Consider the following 21,620-nt stretch of genomic DNA (forward strand, 5'->3'; position numbering starts at 1 on the left):
GGGGAAGGATCAGAGAGGGTCAGAATTCGACATCGAGTTCGCTGATCTCGTCGGGCTCCTCGCGCGCGGCGCTGATCCACTCCTGCATCTCGGGCATGGCGAGGATGGCCTTGCAGTAGGCCACCGGCTCAGGATCGAGCATCACGCCGTAGGTGACGAAGCGCGTGACCACGGGCGCGTACATCGCGTCCGCCATCGTGCGGCGCTCGCCGAACAGGAATGGGCCGCCGTAGCGGGTCAGGCACTCGGTCCAGATCGCGACGATCCGGTCGATGTCGGCCTGGGCGCGCGACCAGACCTTGAGCCCGGGGAAATGCCCCTTGAGGTTCATCGGCAAGGCGGCGCGCATCGCCGCGAAACCGGAATGCATCTCGCCGCAGATGGCGCGGCAGTGGGCGCGCGCGACGAGATCGTCGGGCAATAGTCCCGCCTTGGGACGAATCTCATTGAGGTATTCGGCGATCGCCAGCGTGTCCCAGACCGTCACGCCCTGATGGCGCAGGCAGGGTACGAGGATCGACGGCGACAGCAGCAGGATTTCGGCACGCGCCGCCGGATCTTCGGGCGACACCAGCACTTCCTCGAACTCCAGGCCCGCGAACCGGGCCAGCAGCCAGCCGCGCAGCGACCAGGACGAATAGGTCTTGCTGCTGATGGTCAGCGTGGTCTTCGCCATCATGCCTCCTCGGCCCCCCGGGGCCAGTGCGCGATGCATCGTTTGCAGTATGGGTGGCGGATGCCGCATCGCCAAGCACCCGCGCGGTGCGCGGCCCGGCACCAGTCCGAGGCCGTATCCCGCCACCGGATGTGGCGCATGGCCTGCGGAAGCGCCCCTTGCCGCACTCCCTCCTTCCTGCTTGTCATGCCACTCGCCACGCGCAAGCGGCGTGCCAAGTTCAATTATCGGTGGCATATATATTGCGGCGCACTACGATTACATCAGGCGAGGCGCCATGCCGCGGAGGAAATCGAGCAATGCTCTATCAGGCCTACCAGACCTACGCGGACATGATGCAGCCGGCCTGCTCCCTGGCCGATATCGCTGCCACGTTGATCGCCGGCTATCCGGGCGCCGACGAATGCGAACCATTGAGATCCGTCCGCGCCGCCTGCGAGGTGCTGGCGCTGGCCCGCCTGACCCACTACCGGCCGCCATTCGCCATCCATAGCGTGCGCGTGAATGGCGGCGAGGTACCGGTGGTCGAGGAAATCGTCACGCGCACGCCGTTTTGCACCCTGCTGCGTTTCCGCCGCGAAGGCGCACCCGCGCAGCCGCGCGTGCTGCTGGTGGCGCCGATGTCCGGCCACTTCGCCACGCTGCTGCGCGGCACGGTGGAAACCATGCTCCGCGACCATGACGTCTACATTACGGACTGGCACAACCCGCGCGACGTCCCGGTGCTGTACGGACGGTTTGGCTTCGATGAATACGTGCAGCACCTGATCACCTTCCTGCACGCGCTGGGCGGCCACACCCACCTGATGGCCGTGTGCCAGCCCACGGTGGCGGCGCTGGCCGCAGTGGCGCTGATGGCCGAGGACGGCGACCCGGCGCAGCCGCCAAGCCTGACGCTGATGGCCGGCCCGATCGACGCGCGCGTGAATCCGACCAAGGTCAACGAGTTGGCCATGAGCCGGCCCATCGAATGGTTCGAATCGACGCTGATCGGCTACGTGCCGTGGCGCTTTCCGGGCGCCACGCGCCGCGTGTATCCGGGCTTCGTGCAGTTGATCGCATTCATGAGCATGAACCGGGAGCGCCACGAGCAGGCCCTGCGCGATCTCTACGACCTGCGCGCACGCGGCGAGCACGACAAGGCCGATGCCATCCAGACCTTCTACGCCGAGTACTTCGCCACGATGGACCTCACGGCCGAGTTCTACCTTGAGACCGTGAGCCTCGTATTCCAGCGATTTCTGCTCGCACAGGGCCTGCTCGACGTGGCCGGCCGGCGCGTGGCCACGCAGGCCATCCGCCGCACCGCGCTACTCACCGTGGAGGGCGAGCGCGACGACATCTGCGCCATCGGCCAGACCATGGCGGCGCAGGAGTTGTGCACGAACGTGCGGCCCTACATGCGGATGCATCACATCCAGACCGGCGTGGGCCACTACGGCGTGTTCAACGGCAAGCACTGGGAGTCGCAGGTCTATCCGCTGGTGCGCGAGACGATCCACATGGCCGATTAGCGAATGCCGAATCGCGAGAATGCCGTGCGTAGCATCGGCAATGCCGAGATCGCGGTAGAGGAAGAAATCTCTCAAACTCTGGTCGACAACAGCCGTGTCGCGCGGGCGCACATGAGAAAAGTCTGTGGGGGACGATGTGGGCCGCCCCAAAGGGATACCGGCGGGAAGTTGCGATACCCTCGGGGTTTTCCGAATTTCTGCGGGAGGCAGGCGCATGGCGCAGGTCGGCATGGAACGTTTTCAAGGGCAGGATCTGGTGCGCATTGGCACGGGTGACAACTACCTGCTGCTGGCGCCGGCGCATGGCGGCCGGCTGGTGCGATGGGTCCATCGCGGCCAGGACATCCTTTACTGGCCAGACGATGCCGACTGGTCCCGCGTGGCCAAGGTGCGCGGCGGCAACCCGCTGCTGTTCCCATTCATCGGCCGGCATTTCGTCGACGGCGAACCAGGGAAATGGCGCGATACCGACGGCGTGGTGCGCGAGCTTCCGCAGCACGGCTTTGCCCGCGACATGGCGTTCGAGGTATCGGATTTCTCCGAGTCTGCGGTGAGCATGACGCTGACATCGTCCGAGGCGACGCAGGCGGGCTATCCGTTCGCCTTTGTCTTCACGGCCACCTACCGGCTCGTGCCCGAAGGGCTGGAGGTCGAGCTAGAAGTCAGGAACACGGGCTCGGCGCCGCTGCCGTGGTACGCCGGCCATCATTTCTACTTCGCGCTGCCTCACACGCAGCGATCGGCAACCCGCCTGTCCCTGCCGCCCGCAGACCGCGTGCGACAGACCCCGGACGGCGGCCTGACCGGAGCCGAACCGGGCGAGCGCACCTATCGACTGGATGACGCCCGGCTGCAGGACACCTTCCACATCCTGCGCGGGCCGGGCACGTTGCGGCTGCAAATGCCGGCGCGCGAGATCGACTTCGTCCTCAATGTCCCGGGGCGCGCGCCATGGCACGCGATCACGACGTGGTCCGAGCGAGAAGATTCTGACTTTTACTGCGTGGAGCCGTGGCTGGGGTTGCCCAACGCGATCGGGCATGGAGAGGGGCTGCGGTGGCTGGCGCCAGGCAAGGCCGAATCGGCCGTCTGCCGGCTGGTCATCTGAGCCCCCGCGCGGGCTAGCGAACCAGATGCTCGAAATCGAGCCCGCCGATCAAGACCGCCGGATCGGCCTGGGTGCGGGTGTTCAGATCGAGCTGGCGGGCATCCTGCCAGGCATCGAGCTTGGCAGGCAGCGCCTCCAGGTAGGCGGCAAAGCGCGTTTCGCCGCCGATCTCGAACAGCCGCTCCACCTCGTAGCCATCCCATGACAGCGTGATGTCCAGCGGATGCGCATAGCGCCCGCCGCCGGCCCGCGCGGCCCCGGAGACCCGCAGGCAGGCCGGCAGATGCGGGCGATCGGCCGGCCGCACCTCGGTCTGAAGCGTGCCGCGAGACAACGCGTGAATGCGCGCGATGATGCGCGGCAGGAATTCGGCATTGAAGCGCTGGGCGGGGGCGAGGTGCACGGCGGATGCGGGGGCTTGGCGTGACGGCTATTCTGCGCCTGCTTTGCACCCCATGCGCGGCCGCCTCGTAATTGTGCGAGTTCCGTTGTAGTGATCGCGCCATCACCCCGCCAGCTTGCGCTCGTCCGCCCTTCCCGCGTAGAATCGCGCTTCTTGCGGGCGTCGTATAATGGCCATTACCTTAGCTTCCCAAGCTAAAGACGTGGGTTCGATTCCCATCGCCCGCTCCACCCCTGATTGAACAAGCCGCCTCTGGCACCCGGTCGATAGTCCGATCGGCACTCCGCCCGGCGGCTTTTTGTTGCCATGCTCCCCCAAGACGCCAGTACCGAACCGAAGCCGGCCGACGACGCCGAGGCCACGTCAGATGCCCCGCGCCAACCCGGCGATGACGTTGCGCATCCACGCCGCATCCGCTCGTTCGTGCGGCGCGCCGGGCGCACCTCCACCGGGCAGCAGCGCGCCATCGACGACCTTGGCCCGCGCTTCATCGTGCCCTATGCGCCCACGCCGCTCGACTGGACGGCCACCTTCGGCCGTTCGGGCCCGGCCATCCTCGAGATCGGCTTCGGCATGGGCGAGACCACCGCGCATATCGCCCAGTTGCGTCCGCAGGACAACTTCCTGGGCTGCGAGGTGCACGAGCCCGGCGTTGGCGCCCTGCTGAAGCTGGCCGGTGAGCGCGGCATTGAGAATGTTCGCATCATGCGACACGATGCGGTCGAGGTCATCGCACACATGCTGACTGAGAATTGTCTCGATGGCGTGCATATCTTCTTCCCCGACCCCTGGCACAAGAAGAAGCACAACAAGCGCCGGCTGGTGCAGCCGCCGCTGGTCAAGCTGCTGGCCAGCCGCCTGAAGCCCGGTGGTTATCTCCACTGCGCCACGGACTGGGAGGAGTATGCCTACCAGATGGTGGAAGTACTGTCGGGCGAACCGGCCCTGGAAAATACCTCGCAGGCCGAGGGCGGTTTTGCCGAGCGGCCCGATTACCGGCCCGTGACCAAATTCGAGAAGCGCGGCGTCCGGCTCGGACACGGCGTCTGGGACGTGGTGTTCCGCAAGCGTTGATCGCTGGGGCACCAGCAGAAACAAAAAAGGCGTGGCCGATAGAGACCACGCCTTTTTTATTTGCTCCGCTTACCTCAAGCGTGCCAGGACACCATCCCGGTCCACGCCGTGGCCAGCACGATAATCCCGAAGACAATCCGGTACCACGCGAATGGCTTGAAATCGTGCGTGGCGACGAAACGCAACAGCCAGCGCACGCACAGGAACGCCGACAGGAACGCGAAGACAAAGCCGATGCCGAAAATCCCCAGGTCGTCGGCGGAGAGCAGCGCGCGCGCCTTGTACAGCTCGTAGACCGTGGCGCCGAAAATCACCGGAATGGCCAGGAAGAACGAGAACTCGGTCGCCACCTGGCGCGACAGGCCAAACAGCATGCCGCCGATAATCGTAGCGCCGGAGCGGGACGTGCCGGGCACCAGCGCGCAGCACTGCGCCAGGCCGACCTTCAGCGCGTCGCGCCAGTTCAGGTCATCCACCGATTCGATGCGCGGCGCCCCGGCCTTGGCTGCTTCCAGCAGCGCATTGCCCTGCGGATGCGAAACCGTACCCCGGCGTGCGTCGCGCCATTCGGCGAGCAAAATCACCACGCCGCCGACGATAAACGCCATGGCCACGCTCATCGGATTGAACAAATGGGCCTTGATCCACTTGCCGAAGATCAGCGCCAGCACGATGGCCGGCACGCTGGCCACAATGACGTTGATCGCAAACCGCTGGGCTTTCGGATCGGAACCCAGGCCGCTGACCACCGCACCAATCCTGCGCCGGAATTCCCAGCACACCGCCAGAATCGCACCGAACTGAATCACGATTTCGAAGATCTTGCCCTTCTCGTCGTTGAAATCGAGCAACTGGCCGGCAAGAATCAGGTGGCCGGTACTGGAGATGGGGAGAAACTCGGTCAGTCCTTCGACGATGCCGAGGATCACGGCTTTCAGGGCAAGTGCGATATCCATGCGGATTCAGGAGAGGTCAGGCGCGGTTCGGTCCGCGCGGGGATGCGCGAACCCTCGGCATTATTATTGGGAAACCGTGTTTACGGACGATTAATCTTGACGTTGATGCCGTCCGGCAGGACCGTGATTGTACCGGGCTCCGCCGGCGCGCCAGCCAGCCGCAACTGCTCCGGCTTGAACGTATACAGCGGGTAGCCCTGCAACAGCTGCTCGGACAGGATCCCGCCCAGCGCATTGAGCTGACGCGAGAACTGTGCCGGCATGCCCTGCACGTCGAACTGGCGCACCTCGGGGTCCTGTAGCACCAGCGAGTGTGACGGCGGGTCGTAGCGCAACGCGCTGTCCAGCGCGAAACGGCCGGTCAGCGGCTGGCGGAAGAACAGCCGGTTGTCGATGGTGGCGTCGAACTGCACGGTCACGCGGTTGCGCGTGGGGTCCAGCGCCAACTGCGGGTTGGCGAGCTGGATATCGAACAACTCCATATAGCGCTTGTTGAACGGAAACTTGCGTTCAAGCGCCGACTGAAGCTGGCTTTGCGAGAACGTGTATTCGTTCATGAACCCGCTGCAGGCCGCCAGCCAGGCGGTGGCGGCAGTTGCCGTGGCGATGCCTGCGGCCGCCAGCCAGCGCCGGCGTGTCATCGCGATCATCGTAGAACCTCCAAAAGACGGGCTGCGGCCTGATGCCAGTCAGGCGGCAACGGTGGATGGCGCGGTCAGCACCTCGAGCCGGGTCAGCCAGTGGAGCGCCGCCTCGCGGGAGTTGCCACACATCTCGGCCGAAGGGCGCAGCCCGCCGCAGAACGCCGGGCGCTCCGACTGGCCGAACACCGCGCAGCGCATGTCGGGCAGCAACTGCGCGCAGGGCTGCCCCGCCGGCTTGCCGTGCGGCATGCCCGGCAGGGGCGACGTGATGGACGGCGCGATGCAGCAGGCGCCGCAACCATCGCGGCAGGAAAAGTCAGACTGGCAGGCCATGCTCAAGGTTCAGGCGCAGATGTCGTCATGCAAGACATCGGGAAAGGTACGCGAAAGGCGTCATTCTGCCTGAGCCGTCCCGTCCAACCTGCAACAAAGCGCAACCTGCGCCGGATGCGTCACAATGCGGGATGGTGCTGGCTTGACCGCTCAAGACCGCTCCTCTACATTACTGACCCACAAGTTATTTAATTTCGATGCGGCGCCGCCACGCGGACGTGCGCCGCCGTCTCGCGTATCCCTGCCCTGTGACCGAACTCTCGCCCAAGAAAGATCCCGACGCGCGCCGGTGGCACCGGCGCAAGGCCGCGCGCCCGCAGGAGCTGGTGGCGGCCGCGCTGGAATTGTTCGTGGAGCGCGGCTACGCCGCGACCCGGCTCGAGGACGTTGCCGCCGCCGCAGGTGTCTCGAAAGGCACTGTTTACCTGTACTTCGCGAACAAGGAAGAGCTGTTCAAGACCGTCGTGCGCGAGAACATGGTGCCGGCGCTGGCCCGGGGAATCGATCTGGTCGAGACCTACGAAGGGTCCACGCCCGAACTGTTGCGCGAGCTGCTGCTGGGCTGGTGGGGCCTGATCGGCGCCACGCGCGCCGCCGGGCTGACCAAGCTGATCATGGCCGAATCGGGCAATTTCCCGGACATCGCCCAGTTTTACCAGGACGAAGTGATGGGCCCCGGCGACGAGTTGTTCGCCCGTGTGCTGGCCCGGGGCGCGGCGCGCGGGGAGTTCCGTGAGACCCCGGCAAACCCCGCCACCACGCTGATCTGCGCCCCGCTGGTCTTCCTGATGCTGTGGCAGCGCGCGTTCAGCCAGGTGGCGGTGCAGGAGATCGATCCGGCGGCGTTCGTGGACCAGTTGATCCAGATGCTGCTGTTCGGCCTGACCACGGGCCCGGCCCGGGACACGCCGCTGCCGGCGAAGTCCGGCCCCTGGGTCTGGGAACAGATCCGGGATGAAATGCTGGCCGCCCAGGCGGCCGAGCGGGCTGACGGCGAGGACAGCTGAGCGCCGGCCCTGTGCCAACGCGCAACAACTGGCCCCGCGCAAGTCGTTGCCAATAATCTGTAAACATCCTGCGGCAGTCCGCAGGGGTAAAATGGCGGGCTCTCCGCAAGCACTGGAATTGGAAGGAAAAGGCAAGATGGATCTCGAAAAAGCCCGCTTCAACATGATCGAACAGCAAATTCGTCCGTGGGACGTGCTGGACCAGGAAATCCTGGACCTGCTGGCCGTGGTCAAGCGCGAGCAGTTCGTGCCGCAGGCATACGCCGCGCTGGCTTTCGTCGACATGGAGATCCCGCTGCCGGCCGGCCAGAACATGCTGGCCCCGCGCGTGGAAGCCCGTCTGCTGCAGGACCTGAACGTGCGCAAGCATGAGAATGTTCTGGAAATCGGCGCCGGCTCCGGCTACATGGCCGCCCTGCTGGCCAACCGCGCCCGCCACGTGCTGACCGTGGAAATCGTGCCCGAGCTGGCCGAACTGGCCCGGCAGAACCTGGCCGCCGCCGGCGTGAGCAACGCCGAAGTGGCCGAAGGCAATGGCGCCGAGGGCTGGGCTGCCGCCGCGCCGTACGATGTGATCTGCGTGTCGGGCTCGGTGCCCGAGATTCCGCAGGCGCTGCTGTCGCAGGTCAAGGTGGGCGGCCGCATCGCGGTCATCGTCGGTGACGCGCCGGTGATGGAAGCGCGCATCATCACGCGCACCTCGGAATCCGGCTACCAGTCGGTGAACCTGTTCGAGACGCTGGTCAAGCCGCTGCAAGGCGCTGCCCAGCCGTCGCGGTTCCAGTTCTGAGCCGCCGGGAGCCGCCATGCAGGTCATTACTGCCCCCGAACTCGCGCAATGGCTGGCTGACGCCGGCCGCGCCAAGCCGGTGCTGCTCGATGTGCGCGAGGATCTCGAGATCCGCACCGCCGCGATGCCCGGCATCACCCACATCCCGATGGGCCAGATCCCGGCCCGCCTCGGCGAACTCGACGATGAAGCGCAGATCGTCTGCATCTGCCACCACGGTGCGCGCAGCATGCAGGTGGCCAGCTTCCTGGAGCGCCAGGGCTACGCCAACGTCTACAACCTGACTGGCGGCATCCACGCGTGGTCCACGCAGGTGGACCCGTCCGTTCCGCAGTATTGAGGGAGGCGGCCCGGGCGATGTCCGGGCCCCGCCGTCACGCTGAATCCCGAAGTCCCGAAGTCGCTCGCCTCAGCAGTATCACCCGTAGACCAACAAGAACGATGGCCGCGCGCGCGCTGGCCGAGCTGGAGATGTCATGAGTTTCGCGCTTCTCGCCGTGCCCGGTGCAGCCAGGAAACCCCTGGCGCTCGCCGTGTCCCTGCTGGCCCTGCTGCATGTTCCGGCCGCTGCGGGGGCGGACCTGCTCCAGGTCTACCGCGATGCGCAAGCCAATGACGCCCAGTTCGCGAGCGCCCGCTCACAACTGCTGGCCACGCGCGAGCGCCTGCCCCAGGCACGCGCCGGCCTGCTGCCGCAGGTGCTTGGCACGGCGGGCGTGCAGCGCACCATGGCCGACTACAGCTCGCCCGTGGACGTCACGCGCTACTTCAACGCCAACACCTGGGCGCTGCAACTGACGCAGCCGCTGTTCCGCTGGGATCGCTGGGAAACGTACAAGCAGGGCGAACTGGCCACGCTGGCCGGCGAAGTCACGTTCCAGCAGGCGCAGCTCGACCTGATCACGCGGGCCTCCCAGGCCTATTTCGACGTGCTGGCCGCGCAGGACAACCTGTACCTGGCCGGCGCCCAGAAGAAGGCCATCGGCGAGCAGCTCGAGCAGGCCAAGCGCAATTTCGAGGTGGGCACGGCCACCATTACCGATGCCAACGACGCCCAGGCGCGGTACGACCTGGCCACGGCCACCGAGATTTCGGCCCGTAGCGCGCTCGAAGTGGCACGCGCGTCGTTGCAGCAGATCACTGGCAAGCCGGTCGACGAATTGATGGGGCTGCGCGCCGAGGCCGCCATTCCGGGCCCGATGCCCGCCGACGTGAACGCCTGGGCCTCGCAGGCGGAGCAGACCAATCTTCAGGTCGGCGTTGCCGGCTACAACCTCGAGACCGCCCAGCGGGAATCGAACAAGGCCCGGGCCGGCCACCTGCCGTCCGTCGACCTCGTCGCGTCGTATGGCTATACCAATGCGCAGGGCACGGCGACCCAGCTCAGCAATGTCGGCAGCCGCTACAACTCGGGCGTGGTGGGCGTGCAACTGAGCATTCCGATCTACGCCGGCGGACAGATCCAGTCGCGCGTGCGGGAGACGCTGGCGCTGGCCGACAAGGCCGCCAGCGACCTCGAATTCGCGCGCCGCACGGCTGCGCAGACTGCGCGGCAGACGTACTCGGGGGTGTCCAACGGGCTGGCCCAGGTCAAGGCGCTCGAAGCGGCCGAACGCTCGGCGCAGAGCGCGGTGGAATCGAACCAGCTGGGCTACGAGGTGGGTGTGCGCATCAATATCGATGTGCTGAATGCCGAGGCGCAACTGTTCTCGACCCGCCGCGACCTGGCCAAGGCCCGCTACGACACGATCATGAACGGGCTGCGCTTGAAGGCATCGACGGCGGTGCTCAGCGAGGAAGACGTCGTGCAGATCAATACGCTGCTGACGTCGGTGCCGGGCACGATGTACAAGCTGCCGGAGAAGGCGCGGGTGGGGTCGGCGCCGCTGCCCGCTCCGGACCGCAAGCGCGCCGAGCAGGGCCGGCGCGAAAGCCCGATTCCGGGGGCTACGCCACGATCCTGACGGCGTGCGACTCGCCCGGTGACGAGGCCGCCTTCGGCTGGCCGGAGGGTGTCGCCGCATTGGAGAGCCGGGTGGCCCAGGCTTCGCGCCCCGCCAGCCCCAGCAGCATGCCAATGGCGCCTGCGTAGAACACCACGTTGGCCTGGTGGGCGGTCGTCACCTGCGTCAGGCCCGAAATCAGCGACGCCATCACGACGGCCAATCCCGCGCCGCCCAGGCTCACTCCCGCATAGTTATTGTCGGCATGGCAGGTGCGCAATGCTCGCCAGAACAGGCCGGCCGGCACCAGAAACAGGGTCAGCGTGGCCAGCACCCCGGGAATACCAGTAGTGGCGGCCGCTTCGACCAGATCATTGTGCGCGTGCTCCAGTCCGCATGCTGCGGACTCCCGCCGCTGCTCGCAGTAGGGGTCCGCGCGAAGAACCCGCGCAAACTGCCCCACGCCGGCGCCCGTCCACGGGTGCTCGACGAAGTACTGCATGCCCACCTTCCACATCATCAGCCGGGCGCCGACCGACGATTCCACGTTGCCCTGCTGGAACTGCTGAACCTCCTTGACCGCCAGATCCACCCGTTTCGCCACCGGGCTGCCCGGAATCTGATACAAGCCGATGAGCAGCGCGGCAATGCCGCCCAGCGCAAACATGAACATCCGTGCGCTAAAGCGACGATAGCGGACCAGCAGTAGCGGGAAGAGCGTGACCAGCATGCCGATCATCGCGCCACGGGTACCGTTCATCACCAGGATGGGCAGCGCGCAGAGGACGTTGAACCACGCCTCGGCATGCACGCGGCGGGAGTCCCCCGGGCGCGCGAACCCCACGAGCGCCAGCGCCGCGACCATATTGGCGAAGGCAATCGCCTGGGTCCACGCGGAAGGCCGGTCCAGGTCCAACTGGATCTTCTGGTAAGTAACGATCAGCAGGGCCAGGAACAGCCCGATGGTGATACCCCGCCACAACAACGCCGGATTCGGCGCGGCGCGAAAGATCACCCAGCAGGCGAGTACGGAAAGCAGGGTGCGGGAGGGATTGTCGATCACATCCCACGGCGTGTTGTGGAGAAACTTCGACACCACATAGACGCCGATGAAGGCGAGCACTGACATCGCCAACGGCCGCAAAATTGTGACGTGTTGCCGCCACGCGCGCCCCATCTCATCCCATCCCAGCAAGGCCAGCACGCCAACCCCGGCCAGAAATACCCCGGCTCCGCGCGGTACACACAGGATCAACACCGGAAACACGAATACCAGGAGGTCCGCCAGGGAGGACACCCAATGTTTGGGGAAAGACATATCAGCTTGTTTGAGACGGCAATACGGCCGGCGTCCGTGCGCTAGAGATAGCCCGGCATTCTAAACGATCGACCAGGTCAACCCCCACGCTTGCGCTCCTCCACGCTCAACAGTTGCCAGCGGATGGCCGACGCGTCGGCTGGCGGATTCGGCACCTGGTACTCGCGCACGCGCAGCTTGTAGCTCACGCCGGATTCGAAGTCCAGCCCCTCGATCGGCCCGTACCATAGCTGCCACGGGGCATCGGGCGCTTCGCGCCAGCGGTAGCACTGCATGCGGCCCACGCCCGAGCACTCCACGCGCTGGGAGTCGATATAGACGATCTTCTCGTGCCCCGCTGCGGCGTCCGCCTTGGCGCCGCGCCGGCCCACGCCTTCCCGTTCGACGAATTGCAACAGATCGCCGTCAGCCGTCTTCCAGATGATCTGGCGCCCCGTGGCGCCGGCGGACGGCTGCGTGCCGACCGTCGTAAAGGGCGAGTGCATGGCCTTCAGCAGCGCGCCCTCCACCTCCATCCGCACGCCCGTGCAGGCCATCCGCGTGCCGGCGATGCGATCGAAGCGGATGCCGGCGCTGGTCTTGCCATAGCCGCCGGTGAAGCGGTTACAGCCGCTGGTGCCGCTCACGGTGCCTTGGGAGGCATCAATGCCGTCATTGAATTCGAAGATGACCGGCTGGCCGTTGTCGCCATGCGGAATGTCACGGACGGTGCCATCGGCGTTCTGCCAGCGGATCAGTTCCCAGCGGCTCGGCCCGCCGGAGCGGGTTTCGTTGAGGCTGGCGCTGGCCGAGGGCTGGTCGGGCGCCGGGCCGGTGGCGCAGCCCGCCACCGCCGCCACGGCGGCCAGCATCAATGTGGCGAAAACACCACGCATGGAGAAGGGATGTTGCATCGATCGAGCTCCTGGTTGCGCATGCCACGATAAAGAGGCGGATGTCGCACTTTTCCTCACTATGCAACCAGTGTAGACGCCCGCGTGGCGCCTGTATGTCAGCGCAACACTGGCGCGACGGCTGCCAAAGTGCGCTGCGTGGCACCCCGATGCAAGCCGGCGAACGTCAGCGCATGGGCACGCATGTCGGCCAGACGCGCTTCGTCGGCCAGCACGGCCGAGGCGGCGGCCATCAGGGCGTCGGCGTCGGCCACGCGCAGGCAGGCGCCGGCGGCGATGGCATCCTCGGTGGCCTGGGCGAAGTTGAACGTGTGCAGGCCCATCAGCACCGGCGTGCCGACGGCGCAGGACTCGATCAGATTCTGTCCGCCGAGCGGGATCAGGCTGCCGCCGATATAGGCAATATCCGAAGCGGCGTAGTACATCGCCATCTCGCCCATGGAGTCGCCGAGCACGATGTCAGCTGTGATCGGTGCGTCAAGGGCGTCCACATCCAGCTGGCTGCGGCGCTGCACGCTGAAGCCGGCACGCGTGGCCAGCGCAGCTACCTCGTCGAACCGCTGCGGATGGCGCGGCACCAGCAGCAGCGCGGGACGCGCCGCGCCGGGCCAGCGCGCGAAGGCCTCCAGGATCAGCGGCTCCTCCCCTTCACGCGTGCTCGCGGCGGCCAGCACGTGGCGGGCGCCGAACGCCCGGCGCAGGGTCTGGCCCCGCATGACGCCGGCCTCCGGCGGCTGCATGTCGAACTTGAGATTGCCAGTCACCTGCACGGCTTTCACGCCGAGCGCGCGATAGCGCTCGGCATCGCCAGCCGTCTGGGCCAGCACCGCCGTGAAATCGTTATATAGCGAGGCCGCCGCGCCGCCGAAGCGCGCCGTCCGTCGATAGCTGCGCGGCGACAGTCGGGCATTGACCAGGAACAGCGGCACACCCACCCGGCGCGTGACGTGGACCAGATTGGGCCAAACCTCGGTCTCCATGATCAGCCCTGCCTCGGGCCGGAAATACGCGAGGAAGCGGCGCACCAGCGCCGGCACGTCGTACGGCAGGTAGCACTGCTGCACGCGTGGGTTGTCGCCATAGAGCTGCTGGCCAGTCTGGCGGCCGGTCGGCGTCATATGGGTCAGCAAAATACGATGGCGGGGATACGCGGCCAGCAAGGCGTCGAGCAGCGGCTGCGCGGCGCGCGTCTCGCCGACGGACACCGCATGAACCCAGAGCCACGGCCCGTTGGCCGGCAGCCCGCCATATCGGCCAAGCCGCTCCCCGATGTGGCGGCGATAGCCAGGTTCCTTGCGCGACCGCCAGACCAGACGCAGCAGCGCCAGTGGGAGGATCACCCCCCACAGCAACGTGTAAACCAGACGAAGCATCAGGCAGGCACTCCGCGTACCCGCGCGGCGGCGGCGTAGACCTCGTCGACGGACGGCACGATGCCGTCGTCGCCCACATTGGCGATGCGGTCGGACCAGTAGCCCTCGGTCTTCCAGCGCCAGGTGGCGGTGTAGATCTCGACAGTGGGCCGGCACAGCGCAGCGGCGATATGCACCAGGCCGGTGTCCACGCCGATGACCACTTCGGCCCGATTGATCAGGCCAAAGCCCTGCATGACCGAGAAGCGCGGCAGCACCTGCGCGCCGGGCATGCCGGCGGCGAGCGCCTCGGCATCGCGGCGTTCGGATTCGCTGCCCCAGGGCAGCAGCACGGTCAGGCCCTCGGCATGCAACTTCTGACCGAGGGCATGCCAGTTCGCCACGGGCCAGCGCTTCTTCGCGCCGGCCGTGGCATGGAAACAGACCGCGTACCGAGGCGGCAGCCCGGCCCAGAGCGGATCATCGACATGCAGCGAGGTCACCGCAGGACCGAAGAAGCGCGGCGGCTCCGGTGGCGTGCCACCCGTGAGCGCGGCACCAAGCAGACGCGAGCGCCGCACCGAATGGGTCTGGCGCGGCACCTTGACTGGCGCGGTATAGAACAGGCGCGATGCCGGCTCGTAGCCGGAACCCTGCGTGGCATTGCCGAGCCCGATCACGGGCGCCCCGGCCGTGCGCGCGGCGGTGCGCGCCACGATGGCGGTCTTCAGCAGGCCCTGGGTCTCCAGCACCGCGTCATAGGGCCGCGCCCGGATCGCGTCGCGCAGCGCGCCGACTTCGGCCCAGGTATCGCCCTGCCAGAACCGCTTGCGCCAGCGCCGCAGCGCGAACGGAATCACGCGGTGGACGTCCGGCAGCAGCCGCACCAGATCGACATAGCCCTCTTCCACCACCCAGTCGATCTCGGCATCGGGCCAGCGCGCGCGCAGGTCGTGGATGAGGGGCATGTTGTGCACCACATCGCCCAGCGACGAGACCTTGACGACCAGGATGCGCGGCGGGGCCGGCAACGCGAACGGCGCGGCCACGGCGAGCGGCGCGGCCTGGTTCGACGTTGCGGCGCCGGCCGGCTGCCCCACTTCAGAACGGGAGCTTTGCATCCGGCTTCTCGGCCAGGATCACGCGCTTGAACTCGGCCTGGATGCGCGCCAGCGCGGCATCGTTATCGGCTTCGAAACGCATGACAACCACCGGCGTGGTGTTGGACGGACGCGCCAGGCCGAAGCCATCGGGGTACTCCACGCGCACGCCGTCGATCGTGATGACTTCGCGCGCGCCCTCGAACTTCGCATTGGCGCGGATCTTGTCGAGCAGCGTGAACGCCTCGCCTTCGGCACACTTCAGTTGCAATTCGGGCGTGCAGTTGGAGTTCGGCAGCGCGTTCAGCACGGCGCTCGGGTCGGCGTGGCGCGACAGGATTTCCAGCAGGCGCGCGCCCGTGTAGAGGCCATCGTCGAAACCGTACCAGCGGTCCTTGAAGAACACGTGGCCGCTCATCTCCCCGGCGATCGGCGCGCCGGTTTCCTTGAGCTTGGCCTTGACCAGCGAATGGCCGGTCTTCCACATCAGCGGCTCGCCGCCGTGGTCGCGAATCCATGGCGCCAGCTTGCCGGTGCACTTGACGTCGTAGATGACCTGCGCGCCCGGGTTGCGCGAGAGGATTTCCTCGGCGAACAGCATCAGCTGGCGGTCCGGAAAGATGACCTCGCCGTCCTTGGTGACCACGCCGAGGCGGTCGCCGTCGCCGTCGAAGGCCAGGCCCAGCTCGCAGTCGGTGTCGCGCAGGCACTGCATCAGGTCCTGCAGGTTCTCGACGTGGGCCGGGTCCGGATGGTGGTTCGGGAAATGGCCGTCGACATCGCAAAACAGCTCGACGACCTCGCAGCCAAGCCCCCGGAACAGGTCGCCGACGAAGGCGCCAGCCACGCCGTTACCGGCGTCCAGGGCGATTTTCATCGGGCGGGCCAGCTTGACGTCGCTGACGATACGGTCGAGGTACTGTTGTCGGATATCGACTAGTTTGTATCCGCCACTGCCCTGCGTGTACTTGGCGGCCTCGATGCGCTGGTGCAGCGCCTGGATCTGGTCGCCGTAGATGGCCTTGCCGCCGAGCACCATCTTGAAACCGTTGTAGTCGGGCGGATTGTGGCTGCCGGTGACCATGATGCCGGACCCGGCGCGGCGGCCATCCAGCTCGATATTGGTGCCGAAGTAGACCATCGGGGTGGCGACCATGCCGAGGTCGATCACATCGACACCGGCAGCGCGCAGCCCTTCCACGAGTCCGCCGAGCAGATCCGGGCCGGACAAGCGCCCGTCACGGCCCACGACGACGGTTTTCTCGCCAAGTTCGACGGCGGCGGAGCCAAAGGACAGGCCGATCTGGCGGGCGACCTCGGGCGTCAACGTCTTGCCGACGATGCCGCGGATGTCATAGGCCTTGAAGATTGAGGGGTCAAGTTTCATGTGGCTTCCCGTGTACGAGTTCATGGTGCGATACCGCCCGGAGACTGGCCTGGGCGGGGCGCGGGCAGGGCGCCAAAAAGGTGTATTTTGCCGGATTGTGCAAACCGCGCCAGTTTATAATCACCGGGCTACCCGCAAACCGTCTGCAAACCGGCATTTCTCGCGCGATTCCGTGCCGCCCATCCAACTCTCTTCCGCGTTCGTGCAGAACTTGCCTCCTTCCCGGCCTCGCGTCGCCTTTGTCATCACCAATTCCGAGATCGGCGGCGCCCAATCGCACGTCGCCGACCTCGTGCGTGCGCTGCGGGGCCGCATCGACGCCACGGTGCTGGCGGGCGGTGAGGGACCACTCTTCGCCACCGCGCAGGCCGCCGGGGCACAGACGGCGCGGCTGGCCCTGCTCGACAACGCCATGTCGCCGCTGCGCGCCCTGAAGACCCTGCGCGAACTGATGGCCGCGCTGCGCCATGCCGCACCCGACCTGATTCACGTGCACAGCGCCAAGGCCGGCGCGCTCGGCAGGCTGGCCGGGTGGCTGCTCGGCATCCCGGTCGTCTACACGGTACACGGTTTCGGATTCAAACCCGCCGCGCCGCTGGCACGCCGGTTGGCATCGCGCGTTGCCGAATGGTGCCTGGCACCGCTGGCCGCGCGCCTGATCTGCGTGGCGGATGCGGAGCGAGAACTGGCGCGCAGCCTGCCGATCCCCGCGTCACGTATCAGCGTGATTCACAACGGTATCCCCGACGACGCCGCGCGGGCGCAGCCGGCAGCGCAGCTCACGCGGATCGTGATGGTGGCGCGACTGGCCGCGCCGAAGCGGCCCGATACGGTCATCCGGGCCTTCGGGCAGGCGAAGCTGGGCGATTGCGAACTCGTGATCGCCGGCGCGGGACCGATGCGCGGCGCCATGCAGACGTTGGCCGACGCCGTCGCGCCCGGCCGGGTACGCCTGCCGGGCAATGTCGCCGACATCCCCGCCCTGCTCGCTTCGGCGCAGGTCTTCGTACTGGCCTCCGACCACGAAGGCTTGCCGCTTTCTGTACTGGAAGCGATGCGGGCAGGCCTGCCGGTGGTGGCGTCGGACTTGCCCGGCATCCGTGAGCAATTTGGCGACATGCCAGACGCGCTGCTCGTGGCTGAGGGCGATGAGGCCACGCTGGCCCGACATCTGTCGATGCTCGCAGGCGACAGCGCGCGCCGCGCCGCCCTCGGCCGGCTGTCTCGCGCCCGATGGGAGCAGGCGTTCGGGATTGGCCCCATGGCGGACGCCACGTGGGCGGTCTATCGGCAGGCGCTTGGTCGGCGGGTGAGCGAGCCCATGCCCACGGAGCGTGCCTGACATGAGCGCCAACAAGGAAGCCGCCCGTCTCGCCGGCACGTCGCGCGCCACGACGGCCAGCCGCGCGTCCGAGACCATCCGCCGCGCCAGCCGCATGCTGTCCTGGGCCGCGCTCGGGCTCGTGCTGTTCGGCCTCAACACGATCGCGGCGGAAACCCTGCACCACGCGGGCATCGTCACCTACGTCTTCACGCGCACGCTGCTCTGGGGCATCGTGCCGTACCTGTGCACGTTCCTGTTGCTGCACCGCTCGCTGCACCTGCCGCCGATCGAGGGCAACAGTCTGGTCGGCATCTCGGCCACGCTGCCGTTTGCCCTACTGCTGTTCGTCTTCGCCGGCTGGCATATCGAGTACTCGCGCGGCGCGCTGCTGCTCGGCTACCTGACCACGCTGGTCTGGAGCGGCATCGGCTACCGGCGCTTCGTCCAGAACTACGTGCCCGTCATCGGCTACACGGACCCGCGCGCGCTGGAACAGCTCGAGGCGATCCTCGCCATGCCCGGCGCCAGCCCGCCGGCACGGATCCGCTTCGATTTCATCCGCTCGATCGAGGATGCCGTGTTTTGTGACGGCCTGATGCTCGACCGCTCGGGCACCGCCGACCCCGAGCGCACGCGCACGCTGGCGCGGCTGAAGATGAGCCACGTCCGCCTGTATTCGGTGGAGCGGATTGGCGAGATGCTGACCGGCCGCGTGGGGCTCGACCATATCGACGAGAACTTCCTGGACGACTACGCGCGCCACTATCTCTACGGCTTTGTGAAGCGTCTGCTCGACATCGCCGCCGTGCTGTGCCTCGTGCCGCTCGCCCTGCCGCTGTCGGCGCTGACCGCGCTGACCATCCGCCTAGAGCAGCCGGGGCCGGTCCTGTTCCGGCAGGCCCGCGCCGGGCGCTTCGGCGAAGCGTTCACGATGCTCAAGTTCCGCAGCATGAGCGTCCAGTCCGACGCCACGGCGCGCTTCGCGGCGCGCCAGGATGCCCGCGTCACGCGCGTGGGCCGCGTGATCCGCAAGTATCGGCTGGACGAACTGCCGCAGTTGTGGAACGTGCTGATGGGCGACATGAGCCTGATCGGCCCGCGCCCCGAGCAGGTGCCGATGGTCGACACCTTCGCCGAGACGATTGCCTACTATCCGTACCGGCACCTCGTGCGCCCCGGGCTGTCCGGCTGGGCACAGGTGCAGCAGGGCTATGTCGGCACCCACGAGGAAACCGTGACCAAGCTGAGCTACGACTTGTACTACGTCAAGCATTGCTCGTTCGCGCTCGATTTGCTGATCGTGGTCAAGACGCTGCGCACGCTGCTGACCGGCTACGGAGCCCGCTGATGGCGCCAGCCGACATGGACACGCAGCGGGCGATGCGGATCCTGCTGATCACGACTGGCCTCAAGGTGGGCGGCGCCGAGCATCAGGTCGTGGCGCTGGCCCGTGCCTTCCTGGCGCTCGGGCACGCGGTGGCGATCCTGAGTCTGTCGCCGGGCCGGGAGTTCGACATACCTGCCGGCGTCGAGGTCTTCGAGCTGAACATGCGGAAGACGCCCGGCGGCATGGCTGCCGCGTTGGCGCAGGCGCGTGCGCTGGTCAAGGCATGGCGGCCCGATGTCATGCATGCCCACATGGTCCACGCCAACCTGTTCGGCCGATTGCTGACGCGCCTTGTCGATAGCCCGCCGCTGGTCTGCACCGCGCACAGCTTCCGCGAAGGCGGCAGCATGCGGATGCTGGCCTACCGGCTGACCGACCGGTGGGCAGCGCTGACCACCCACGTGAGCCAGGACGGCCGCGCCGGCATGATCGCTGCCGGGGGCGTGCGGGACGACCGTATCGTCGTCATGCCCAACGGGATCGATGTCGAACGATTCCGGCCCGATCCGGCGCTGCGCGATGCCACCCGCGCCAGGCTGGGCATCGCGCCCGACGCGCGGGTCGTGCTCAATGTCGGCCGTCTGGCACCGGAGAAGGCCCAGGATCTGCTGATCCGCGCGTTTGGCCAGCTCCCGCCCGCCGTGCCGGCGCACCTGCTGATCGCGGGCGGCGGCGCGCTGGTCGAGGCGCTGGCCAGTCAGATCGTGGCGCAGGGACTCACCTCGTCCGTCACCCTGCTCGGCCCGCGCGACGATATTCCCGCCATGCTCAATGCGGCCGACTTGTTCGTCCTCTCATCGAATATCGAAGGGCTGCCCATGGTGCTGGTGGAGGCGCTGGCGTGCGGATGCCCGGTGGTGTCGACCGACGCGCCCGGCGTGGCCGAAGTCCTGCGCGACCAGGGCGTCATCGTGCCGCGCGGCGACGCCGCAGCGCTTGCCGGTGCAATGGCCGAGGCCCTGCGCGCGGGTCGCGGTACCCCGGCACAGGCGGCGGCCCGGCGCGAGCGCGTGCTGTCCGCGTTTTCGATCGACAGCATCGCCCGACGCTGGCTGGCGCACTACGCCAGCCTGACGCACGGCGCGCGTGCCAACCCGGCGGAGACCGCGTGATGCATCGGCGCATCGCGGGCAATGTGCTGTGGATGCTGGCCGAGCGCGGCCTGCAGGTGGGCATCGGGATTGGCGTGGTGGCCATGCTGGCGCGCGCGCTCGGGCCGGCCGGGTTCGCGCATTTCCAGTACGCCCAGTCGGTGGTGCTGATTGCCGCGTCGCTGGCGCTGGTGTGCGGTGCGGAGGTGGTGGTGCCGCGTCTCGTGGCGACGCCGCCCGACGCCCAGGGCCACATCATCGGCCATGCGTTTGTGCTGCGTCTTGGCGGCGGTGTGGCGGGGTACTTGCTGATGTGTGCGTACCTCGTGCTGACATCGCCCACGCCGGAGGTGTGGCACGCGGCGCTGTGGCTCGGCGTGGCCATCCTGCTACGCGAGCCCTTCGGCGTGGTGAATGCCTGGATGCAGGCTCACACCAACAACCGGCCCGGCACCTTGGCGAGCCTCGCCGCGCTGTCGATCAAGGCCGCGGTGGTCGGCGGGCTGTTCGCTGCGGGCGTTACCGCGGTATCGGGCTACGCCGTGGCGTTTGCGCTTGAAGCCGTCCTGCTTGCCACCTTGCTCGCGGCCTACTACCTGACTCGATCCCCCCGACAGCCCTTGACCTGGCAGGCGAGCCAGGCGCGCGAGTTGTTTTCGGCGGGCGCCTTGTTCTGGGTCAGCTTCATCCTGATGATGGGCGCGCGCCGGGTCGACCAACTCGTGCTCCAGCCGGCGGTGCCGGCGGCGGACTTCGGCGCCTATGCGGCGTGCATGCAACTGCTCGACAATTTCTCGATGCTCGCGACCATCCTCGTGGCGGGCATCGCCCCCAGCTACGTCTATGCGCGCACGGCATTTGCCGATGCCCACGCGAACATCGGCCGGATTGCTGCGGCGCTGGGCGCGCTCGGGCTGGTCGGCGGGCTGGCGATTGCCGCCTGCGCGCCGTGGATCGTCCGCCTGCTCTACGGCAGCGCCTTCGAGGCCACCGTGACGCTGCTACGGGTGGCCGCCGTGGCATCTGCGCTCGTCTTCGCGGACGTCGCCCTGACGCTGCTGGCGGTCTACCTGCGCCGCCCGCGCTGGGTGGCGATGAAGTGGGCGCTGGTGCTGGCGACGACGCTCGCCTTCGATCTGGCGGTCATCCCCCGGTTCGGCAACTGGGGCGCGATTGCGGGCTATGTCCTGGGCAACAGCGTCGCGGTCGTCGTCGGCGTGGCCCTGTGGTGGCGCAATCGCCCGGTTCGCGACATGGCAGCGGCGTGAGCGGCACCGCCCTGCCCTGCGTCTGTTTCCTGACTGGCACGCTGAACGCGTT

General features: G+C 67.4%; 21 protein-coding genes, 1 tRNA gene and 1 pseudogene. 12 read left to right on the forward strand and 11 right to left on the reverse strand.

Going from position 1 to position 21,620, the window contains the following annotated elements; all coding sequences use genetic code 11:
* Nucleotides 1-19: 19 nt before the first annotated feature.
* Complete coding sequence (locus AC1DFU_RS17640) at nt 20-676, reverse strand: glutathione S-transferase family protein (RefSeq protein WP_092290555.1); 657 nt, start codon at nt 674-676, stop codon at nt 20-22.
* Between the two features lie 299 nt (nt 677-975).
* On the opposite strand from AC1DFU_RS17640, the gene AC1DFU_RS17645 reads away from it, so the two are divergent.
* Nucleotides 976-2,190, forward strand: coding sequence for a polyhydroxyalkanoate depolymerase (locus tag AC1DFU_RS17645; RefSeq protein ID WP_092290557.1), 1,215 nt, complete (start codon nt 976-978; stop codon nt 2,188-2,190).
* 21 nt (nt 2,191-2,211) lie between these two features.
* On the opposite strand, the pseudogene AC1DFU_RS17650 reads toward AC1DFU_RS17645, so the two are convergent.
* A pseudogene (locus AC1DFU_RS17650) lies at nt 2,212-2,340 on the reverse strand (cupin domain-containing protein); the annotation flags it as partial.
* A 64-nt stretch (nt 2,341-2,404) separates the two neighbouring features.
* Between AC1DFU_RS17650 and AC1DFU_RS17655 the strand changes: the two are divergent.
* Entirely contained in the window at nt 2,405-3,298 is an 894-nt protein-coding gene (locus AC1DFU_RS17655; RefSeq protein WP_092290559.1) for an aldose epimerase family protein, read from the forward strand.
* Nucleotides 3,299-3,311: 13 nt separating this feature from the next.
* On the opposite strand, the gene AC1DFU_RS17660 is transcribed toward AC1DFU_RS17655, so the two are convergent.
* Complete coding sequence (locus AC1DFU_RS17660; RefSeq protein WP_092290561.1) at nt 3,312-3,701, reverse strand: DUF5594 family protein; 390 nt, start codon at nt 3,699-3,701, stop codon at nt 3,312-3,314.
* Between the two features lie 155 nt (nt 3,702-3,856).
* On the opposite strand from AC1DFU_RS17660, the gene AC1DFU_RS17665 reads away from it, so the two are divergent.
* Nucleotides 3,857-3,931 (forward strand) — tRNA-Gly (locus AC1DFU_RS17665).
* 76 nt (nt 3,932-4,007) lie between these two features.
* Complete coding sequence (trmB, locus tag AC1DFU_RS17670; protein ID WP_092290563.1) at nt 4,008-4,775, forward strand: tRNA (guanosine(46)-N7)-methyltransferase TrmB; 768 nt, start codon at nt 4,008-4,010, stop codon at nt 4,773-4,775.
* A gap of 74 nt (nt 4,776-4,849) precedes the next feature.
* Here trmB and AC1DFU_RS17675 read toward each other — a convergent pair whose 3' ends face one another.
* The 3 genes from AC1DFU_RS17675 to AC1DFU_RS17685 form a co-directional block, all read right to left on the reverse strand.
* A complete protein-coding gene (locus tag AC1DFU_RS17675; RefSeq protein WP_441590643.1) occupies nt 4,850-5,731 on the reverse strand; it encodes an undecaprenyl-diphosphate phosphatase in 882 nt (293 codons plus the stop codon).
* An 80-nt stretch (nt 5,732-5,811) separates the two neighbouring features.
* On the reverse strand, nt 5,812-6,381 hold the full coding sequence (locus AC1DFU_RS17680; protein WP_092290567.1) for a DUF1439 domain-containing protein: 570 nt from the start codon (nt 6,379-6,381) through the stop codon (nt 5,812-5,814).
* Between the two features lie 39 nt (nt 6,382-6,420).
* A complete protein-coding gene (locus AC1DFU_RS17685; RefSeq protein WP_441590645.1) occupies nt 6,421-6,708 on the reverse strand; it encodes a YkgJ family cysteine cluster protein in 288 nt (95 codons plus the stop codon).
* 248 nt (nt 6,709-6,956) lie between these two features.
* Here AC1DFU_RS17685 and AC1DFU_RS17690 point away from each other — a divergent pair, with 248 nt between their 5' ends.
* The 4 genes from AC1DFU_RS17690 to AC1DFU_RS17705 all read left to right on the forward strand — a co-directional run bounded on the left by AC1DFU_RS17690 (nt 6,957) and on the right by AC1DFU_RS17705 (nt 10,469).
* Nucleotides 6,957-7,715, forward strand: a complete 759-nt coding sequence (locus tag AC1DFU_RS17690; protein ID WP_441590647.1) for a TetR/AcrR family transcriptional regulator — start codon at nt 6,957-6,959, stop codon at nt 7,713-7,715.
* A 136-nt stretch (nt 7,716-7,851) separates the two neighbouring features.
* Entirely contained in the window at nt 7,852-8,505 is a 654-nt protein-coding gene (locus tag AC1DFU_RS17695; protein WP_092290573.1) for a protein-L-isoaspartate O-methyltransferase family protein, read from the forward strand.
* Between the two features lie 16 nt (nt 8,506-8,521).
* Nucleotides 8,522-8,845: a rhodanese-like domain-containing protein gene (locus AC1DFU_RS17700; RefSeq protein ID WP_092290575.1), complete on the forward strand. Its 324-nt coding sequence runs from the start codon at nt 8,522-8,524 to the stop codon at nt 8,843-8,845.
* 136 nt (nt 8,846-8,981) lie between these two features.
* Nucleotides 8,982-10,469, forward strand: a complete 1,488-nt coding sequence (locus AC1DFU_RS17705) for a TolC family outer membrane protein (RefSeq protein WP_441590649.1) — start codon at nt 8,982-8,984, stop codon at nt 10,467-10,469.
* Here the strand turns inward: AC1DFU_RS17705 and AC1DFU_RS17710 are convergent.
* From AC1DFU_RS17710 to AC1DFU_RS17730, 5 genes are all read right to left on the reverse strand, one after another.
* The gene (locus AC1DFU_RS17710; protein ID WP_441590651.1) at nt 10,453-11,577 is read right to left on the reverse strand and encodes an O-antigen ligase family protein; all 1,125 of its coding nucleotides are present in this window, start codon (nt 11,575-11,577) and stop codon (nt 10,453-10,455) included. The genes AC1DFU_RS17705 and AC1DFU_RS17710 overlap by 17 nt on opposite strands.
* Before the next feature lie 266 nt (nt 11,578-11,843).
* Nucleotides 11,844-12,641 (reverse strand): DUF4377 domain-containing protein, encoded by a 798-nt coding sequence (locus AC1DFU_RS17715; RefSeq protein WP_441590753.1) that lies wholly within the window; start codon nt 12,639-12,641, stop codon nt 11,844-11,846.
* A 116-nt stretch (nt 12,642-12,757) separates the two neighbouring features.
* Complete coding sequence (gene waaA / locus AC1DFU_RS17720) at nt 12,758-14,032, reverse strand: lipid IV(A) 3-deoxy-D-manno-octulosonic acid transferase (RefSeq protein ID WP_441590653.1); 1,275 nt, start codon at nt 14,030-14,032, stop codon at nt 12,758-12,760.
* A complete protein-coding gene (gene waaC / locus AC1DFU_RS17725; protein ID WP_441590655.1) occupies nt 14,032-15,132 on the reverse strand; it encodes a lipopolysaccharide heptosyltransferase I in 1,101 nt (366 codons plus the stop codon). The genes waaA and waaC overlap by 1 nt, the downstream gene beginning before the upstream one ends.
* Entirely contained in the window at nt 15,113-16,498 is a 1,386-nt protein-coding gene (locus tag AC1DFU_RS17730) for a phosphomannomutase/phosphoglucomutase (protein WP_092290587.1), read from the reverse strand. The genes waaC and AC1DFU_RS17730 overlap by 20 nt, the downstream gene beginning before the upstream one ends.
* Between AC1DFU_RS17730 and AC1DFU_RS17735 the strand changes: the two genes are divergently transcribed.
* The 4 genes from AC1DFU_RS17735 to AC1DFU_RS17750 are packed head-to-tail and all read left to right on the forward strand — an operon-like array spanning nt 16,497 to nt 21,568.
* Nucleotides 16,497-17,840, forward strand: coding sequence for a glycosyltransferase family 4 protein (locus AC1DFU_RS17735; protein WP_441590657.1), 1,344 nt, complete (start codon nt 16,497-16,499; stop codon nt 17,838-17,840). The genes AC1DFU_RS17730 and AC1DFU_RS17735 overlap by 2 nt on opposite strands.
* A gap of 1 nt (nt 17,841) precedes the next feature.
* Nucleotides 17,842-19,170, forward strand: a complete 1,329-nt coding sequence (locus AC1DFU_RS17740; RefSeq protein ID WP_441590659.1) for an exopolysaccharide biosynthesis polyprenyl glycosylphosphotransferase — start codon at nt 17,842-17,844, stop codon at nt 19,168-19,170.
* A complete protein-coding gene (locus AC1DFU_RS17745) occupies nt 19,170-20,321 on the forward strand; it encodes a glycosyltransferase (RefSeq protein ID WP_441590661.1) in 1,152 nt (383 codons plus the stop codon). Before AC1DFU_RS17740 ends, AC1DFU_RS17745 begins: the two co-directional genes overlap by 1 nt.
* The gene (locus AC1DFU_RS17750; protein ID WP_092290591.1) at nt 20,321-21,568 is read left to right on the forward strand and encodes a lipopolysaccharide biosynthesis protein; all 1,248 of its coding nucleotides are present in this window, start codon (nt 20,321-20,323) and stop codon (nt 21,566-21,568) included. Before AC1DFU_RS17745 ends, AC1DFU_RS17750 begins: the two co-directional genes overlap by 1 nt.
* The last annotated feature ends 52 nt before the right edge of the window (nt 21,569-21,620 follow it).

Source organism: Cupriavidus sp. 10L45, from assembly GCF_056395225.1.

What these genes read in the sequence shown, in the direction of transcription:
- AC1DFU_RS17675 (WP_441590643.1), bottom strand. Translation starts at nt 5,731, where the DNA reads ATGGATATCGCACTTGCCCTGAAAGCCGTGATCCTCGGCATCGTCGAA.
- AC1DFU_RS17700 (WP_092290575.1), top strand. Translation starts at nt 8,522, where the DNA reads ATGCAGGTCATTACTGCCCCCGAACTCGCGCAATGGCTGGCTGACGCC.
- trmB (WP_092290563.1), top strand. Translation starts at nt 4,008, where the DNA reads ATGCTCCCCCAAGACGCCAGTACCGAACCGAAGCCGGCCGACGACGCC.
- AC1DFU_RS17715 (WP_441590753.1), bottom strand. Translation starts at nt 12,641, where the DNA reads ATGCGTGGTGTTTTCGCCACATTGATGCTGGCCGCCGTGGCGGCGGTG.
- AC1DFU_RS17735 (WP_441590657.1), top strand. Translation starts at nt 16,497, where the DNA reads ATGTGGCTTCCCGTGTACGAGTTCATGGTGCGATACCGCCCGGAGACT.
- AC1DFU_RS17740 (WP_441590659.1), top strand. Translation starts at nt 17,842, where the DNA reads ATGAGCGCCAACAAGGAAGCCGCCCGTCTCGCCGGCACGTCGCGCGCC.
- AC1DFU_RS17685 (WP_441590645.1), bottom strand. Translation starts at nt 6,708, where the DNA reads ATGGCCTGCCAGTCTGACTTTTCCTGCCGCGATGGTTGCGGCGCCTGC.
- AC1DFU_RS17745 (WP_441590661.1), top strand. Translation starts at nt 19,170, where the DNA reads ATGGCGCCAGCCGACATGGACACGCAGCGGGCGATGCGGATCCTGCTG.
- waaA (WP_441590653.1), bottom strand. Translation starts at nt 14,032, where the DNA reads ATGCTTCGTCTGGTTTACACGTTGCTGTGGGGGGTGATCCTCCCACTG.
- AC1DFU_RS17680 (WP_092290567.1), bottom strand. Translation starts at nt 6,381, where the DNA reads ATGATCGCGATGACACGCCGGCGCTGGCTGGCGGCCGCAGGCATCGCC.
- AC1DFU_RS17730 (WP_092290587.1), bottom strand. Translation starts at nt 16,498, where the DNA reads ATGAAACTTGACCCCTCAATCTTCAAGGCCTATGACATCCGCGGCATC.
- AC1DFU_RS17640 (WP_092290555.1), bottom strand. Translation starts at nt 676, where the DNA reads ATGGCGAAGACCACGCTGACCATCAGCAGCAAGACCTATTCGTCCTGG.
- AC1DFU_RS17655 (WP_092290559.1), top strand. Translation starts at nt 2,405, where the DNA reads ATGGCGCAGGTCGGCATGGAACGTTTTCAAGGGCAGGATCTGGTGCGC.
- AC1DFU_RS17705 (WP_441590649.1), top strand. Translation starts at nt 8,982, where the DNA reads ATGAGTTTCGCGCTTCTCGCCGTGCCCGGTGCAGCCAGGAAACCCCTG.
- AC1DFU_RS17695 (WP_092290573.1), top strand. Translation starts at nt 7,852, where the DNA reads ATGGATCTCGAAAAAGCCCGCTTCAACATGATCGAACAGCAAATTCGT.
- waaC (WP_441590655.1), bottom strand. Translation starts at nt 15,132, where the DNA reads ATGCAAAGCTCCCGTTCTGAAGTGGGGCAGCCGGCCGGCGCCGCAACG.
- AC1DFU_RS17645 (WP_092290557.1), top strand. Translation starts at nt 976, where the DNA reads ATGCTCTATCAGGCCTACCAGACCTACGCGGACATGATGCAGCCGGCC.
- AC1DFU_RS17750 (WP_092290591.1), top strand. Translation starts at nt 20,321, where the DNA reads ATGCATCGGCGCATCGCGGGCAATGTGCTGTGGATGCTGGCCGAGCGC.
- AC1DFU_RS17710 (WP_441590651.1), bottom strand. Translation starts at nt 11,577, where the DNA reads ATGTCAGTGCTCGCCTTCATCGGCGTCTATGTGGTGTCGAAGTTTCTC.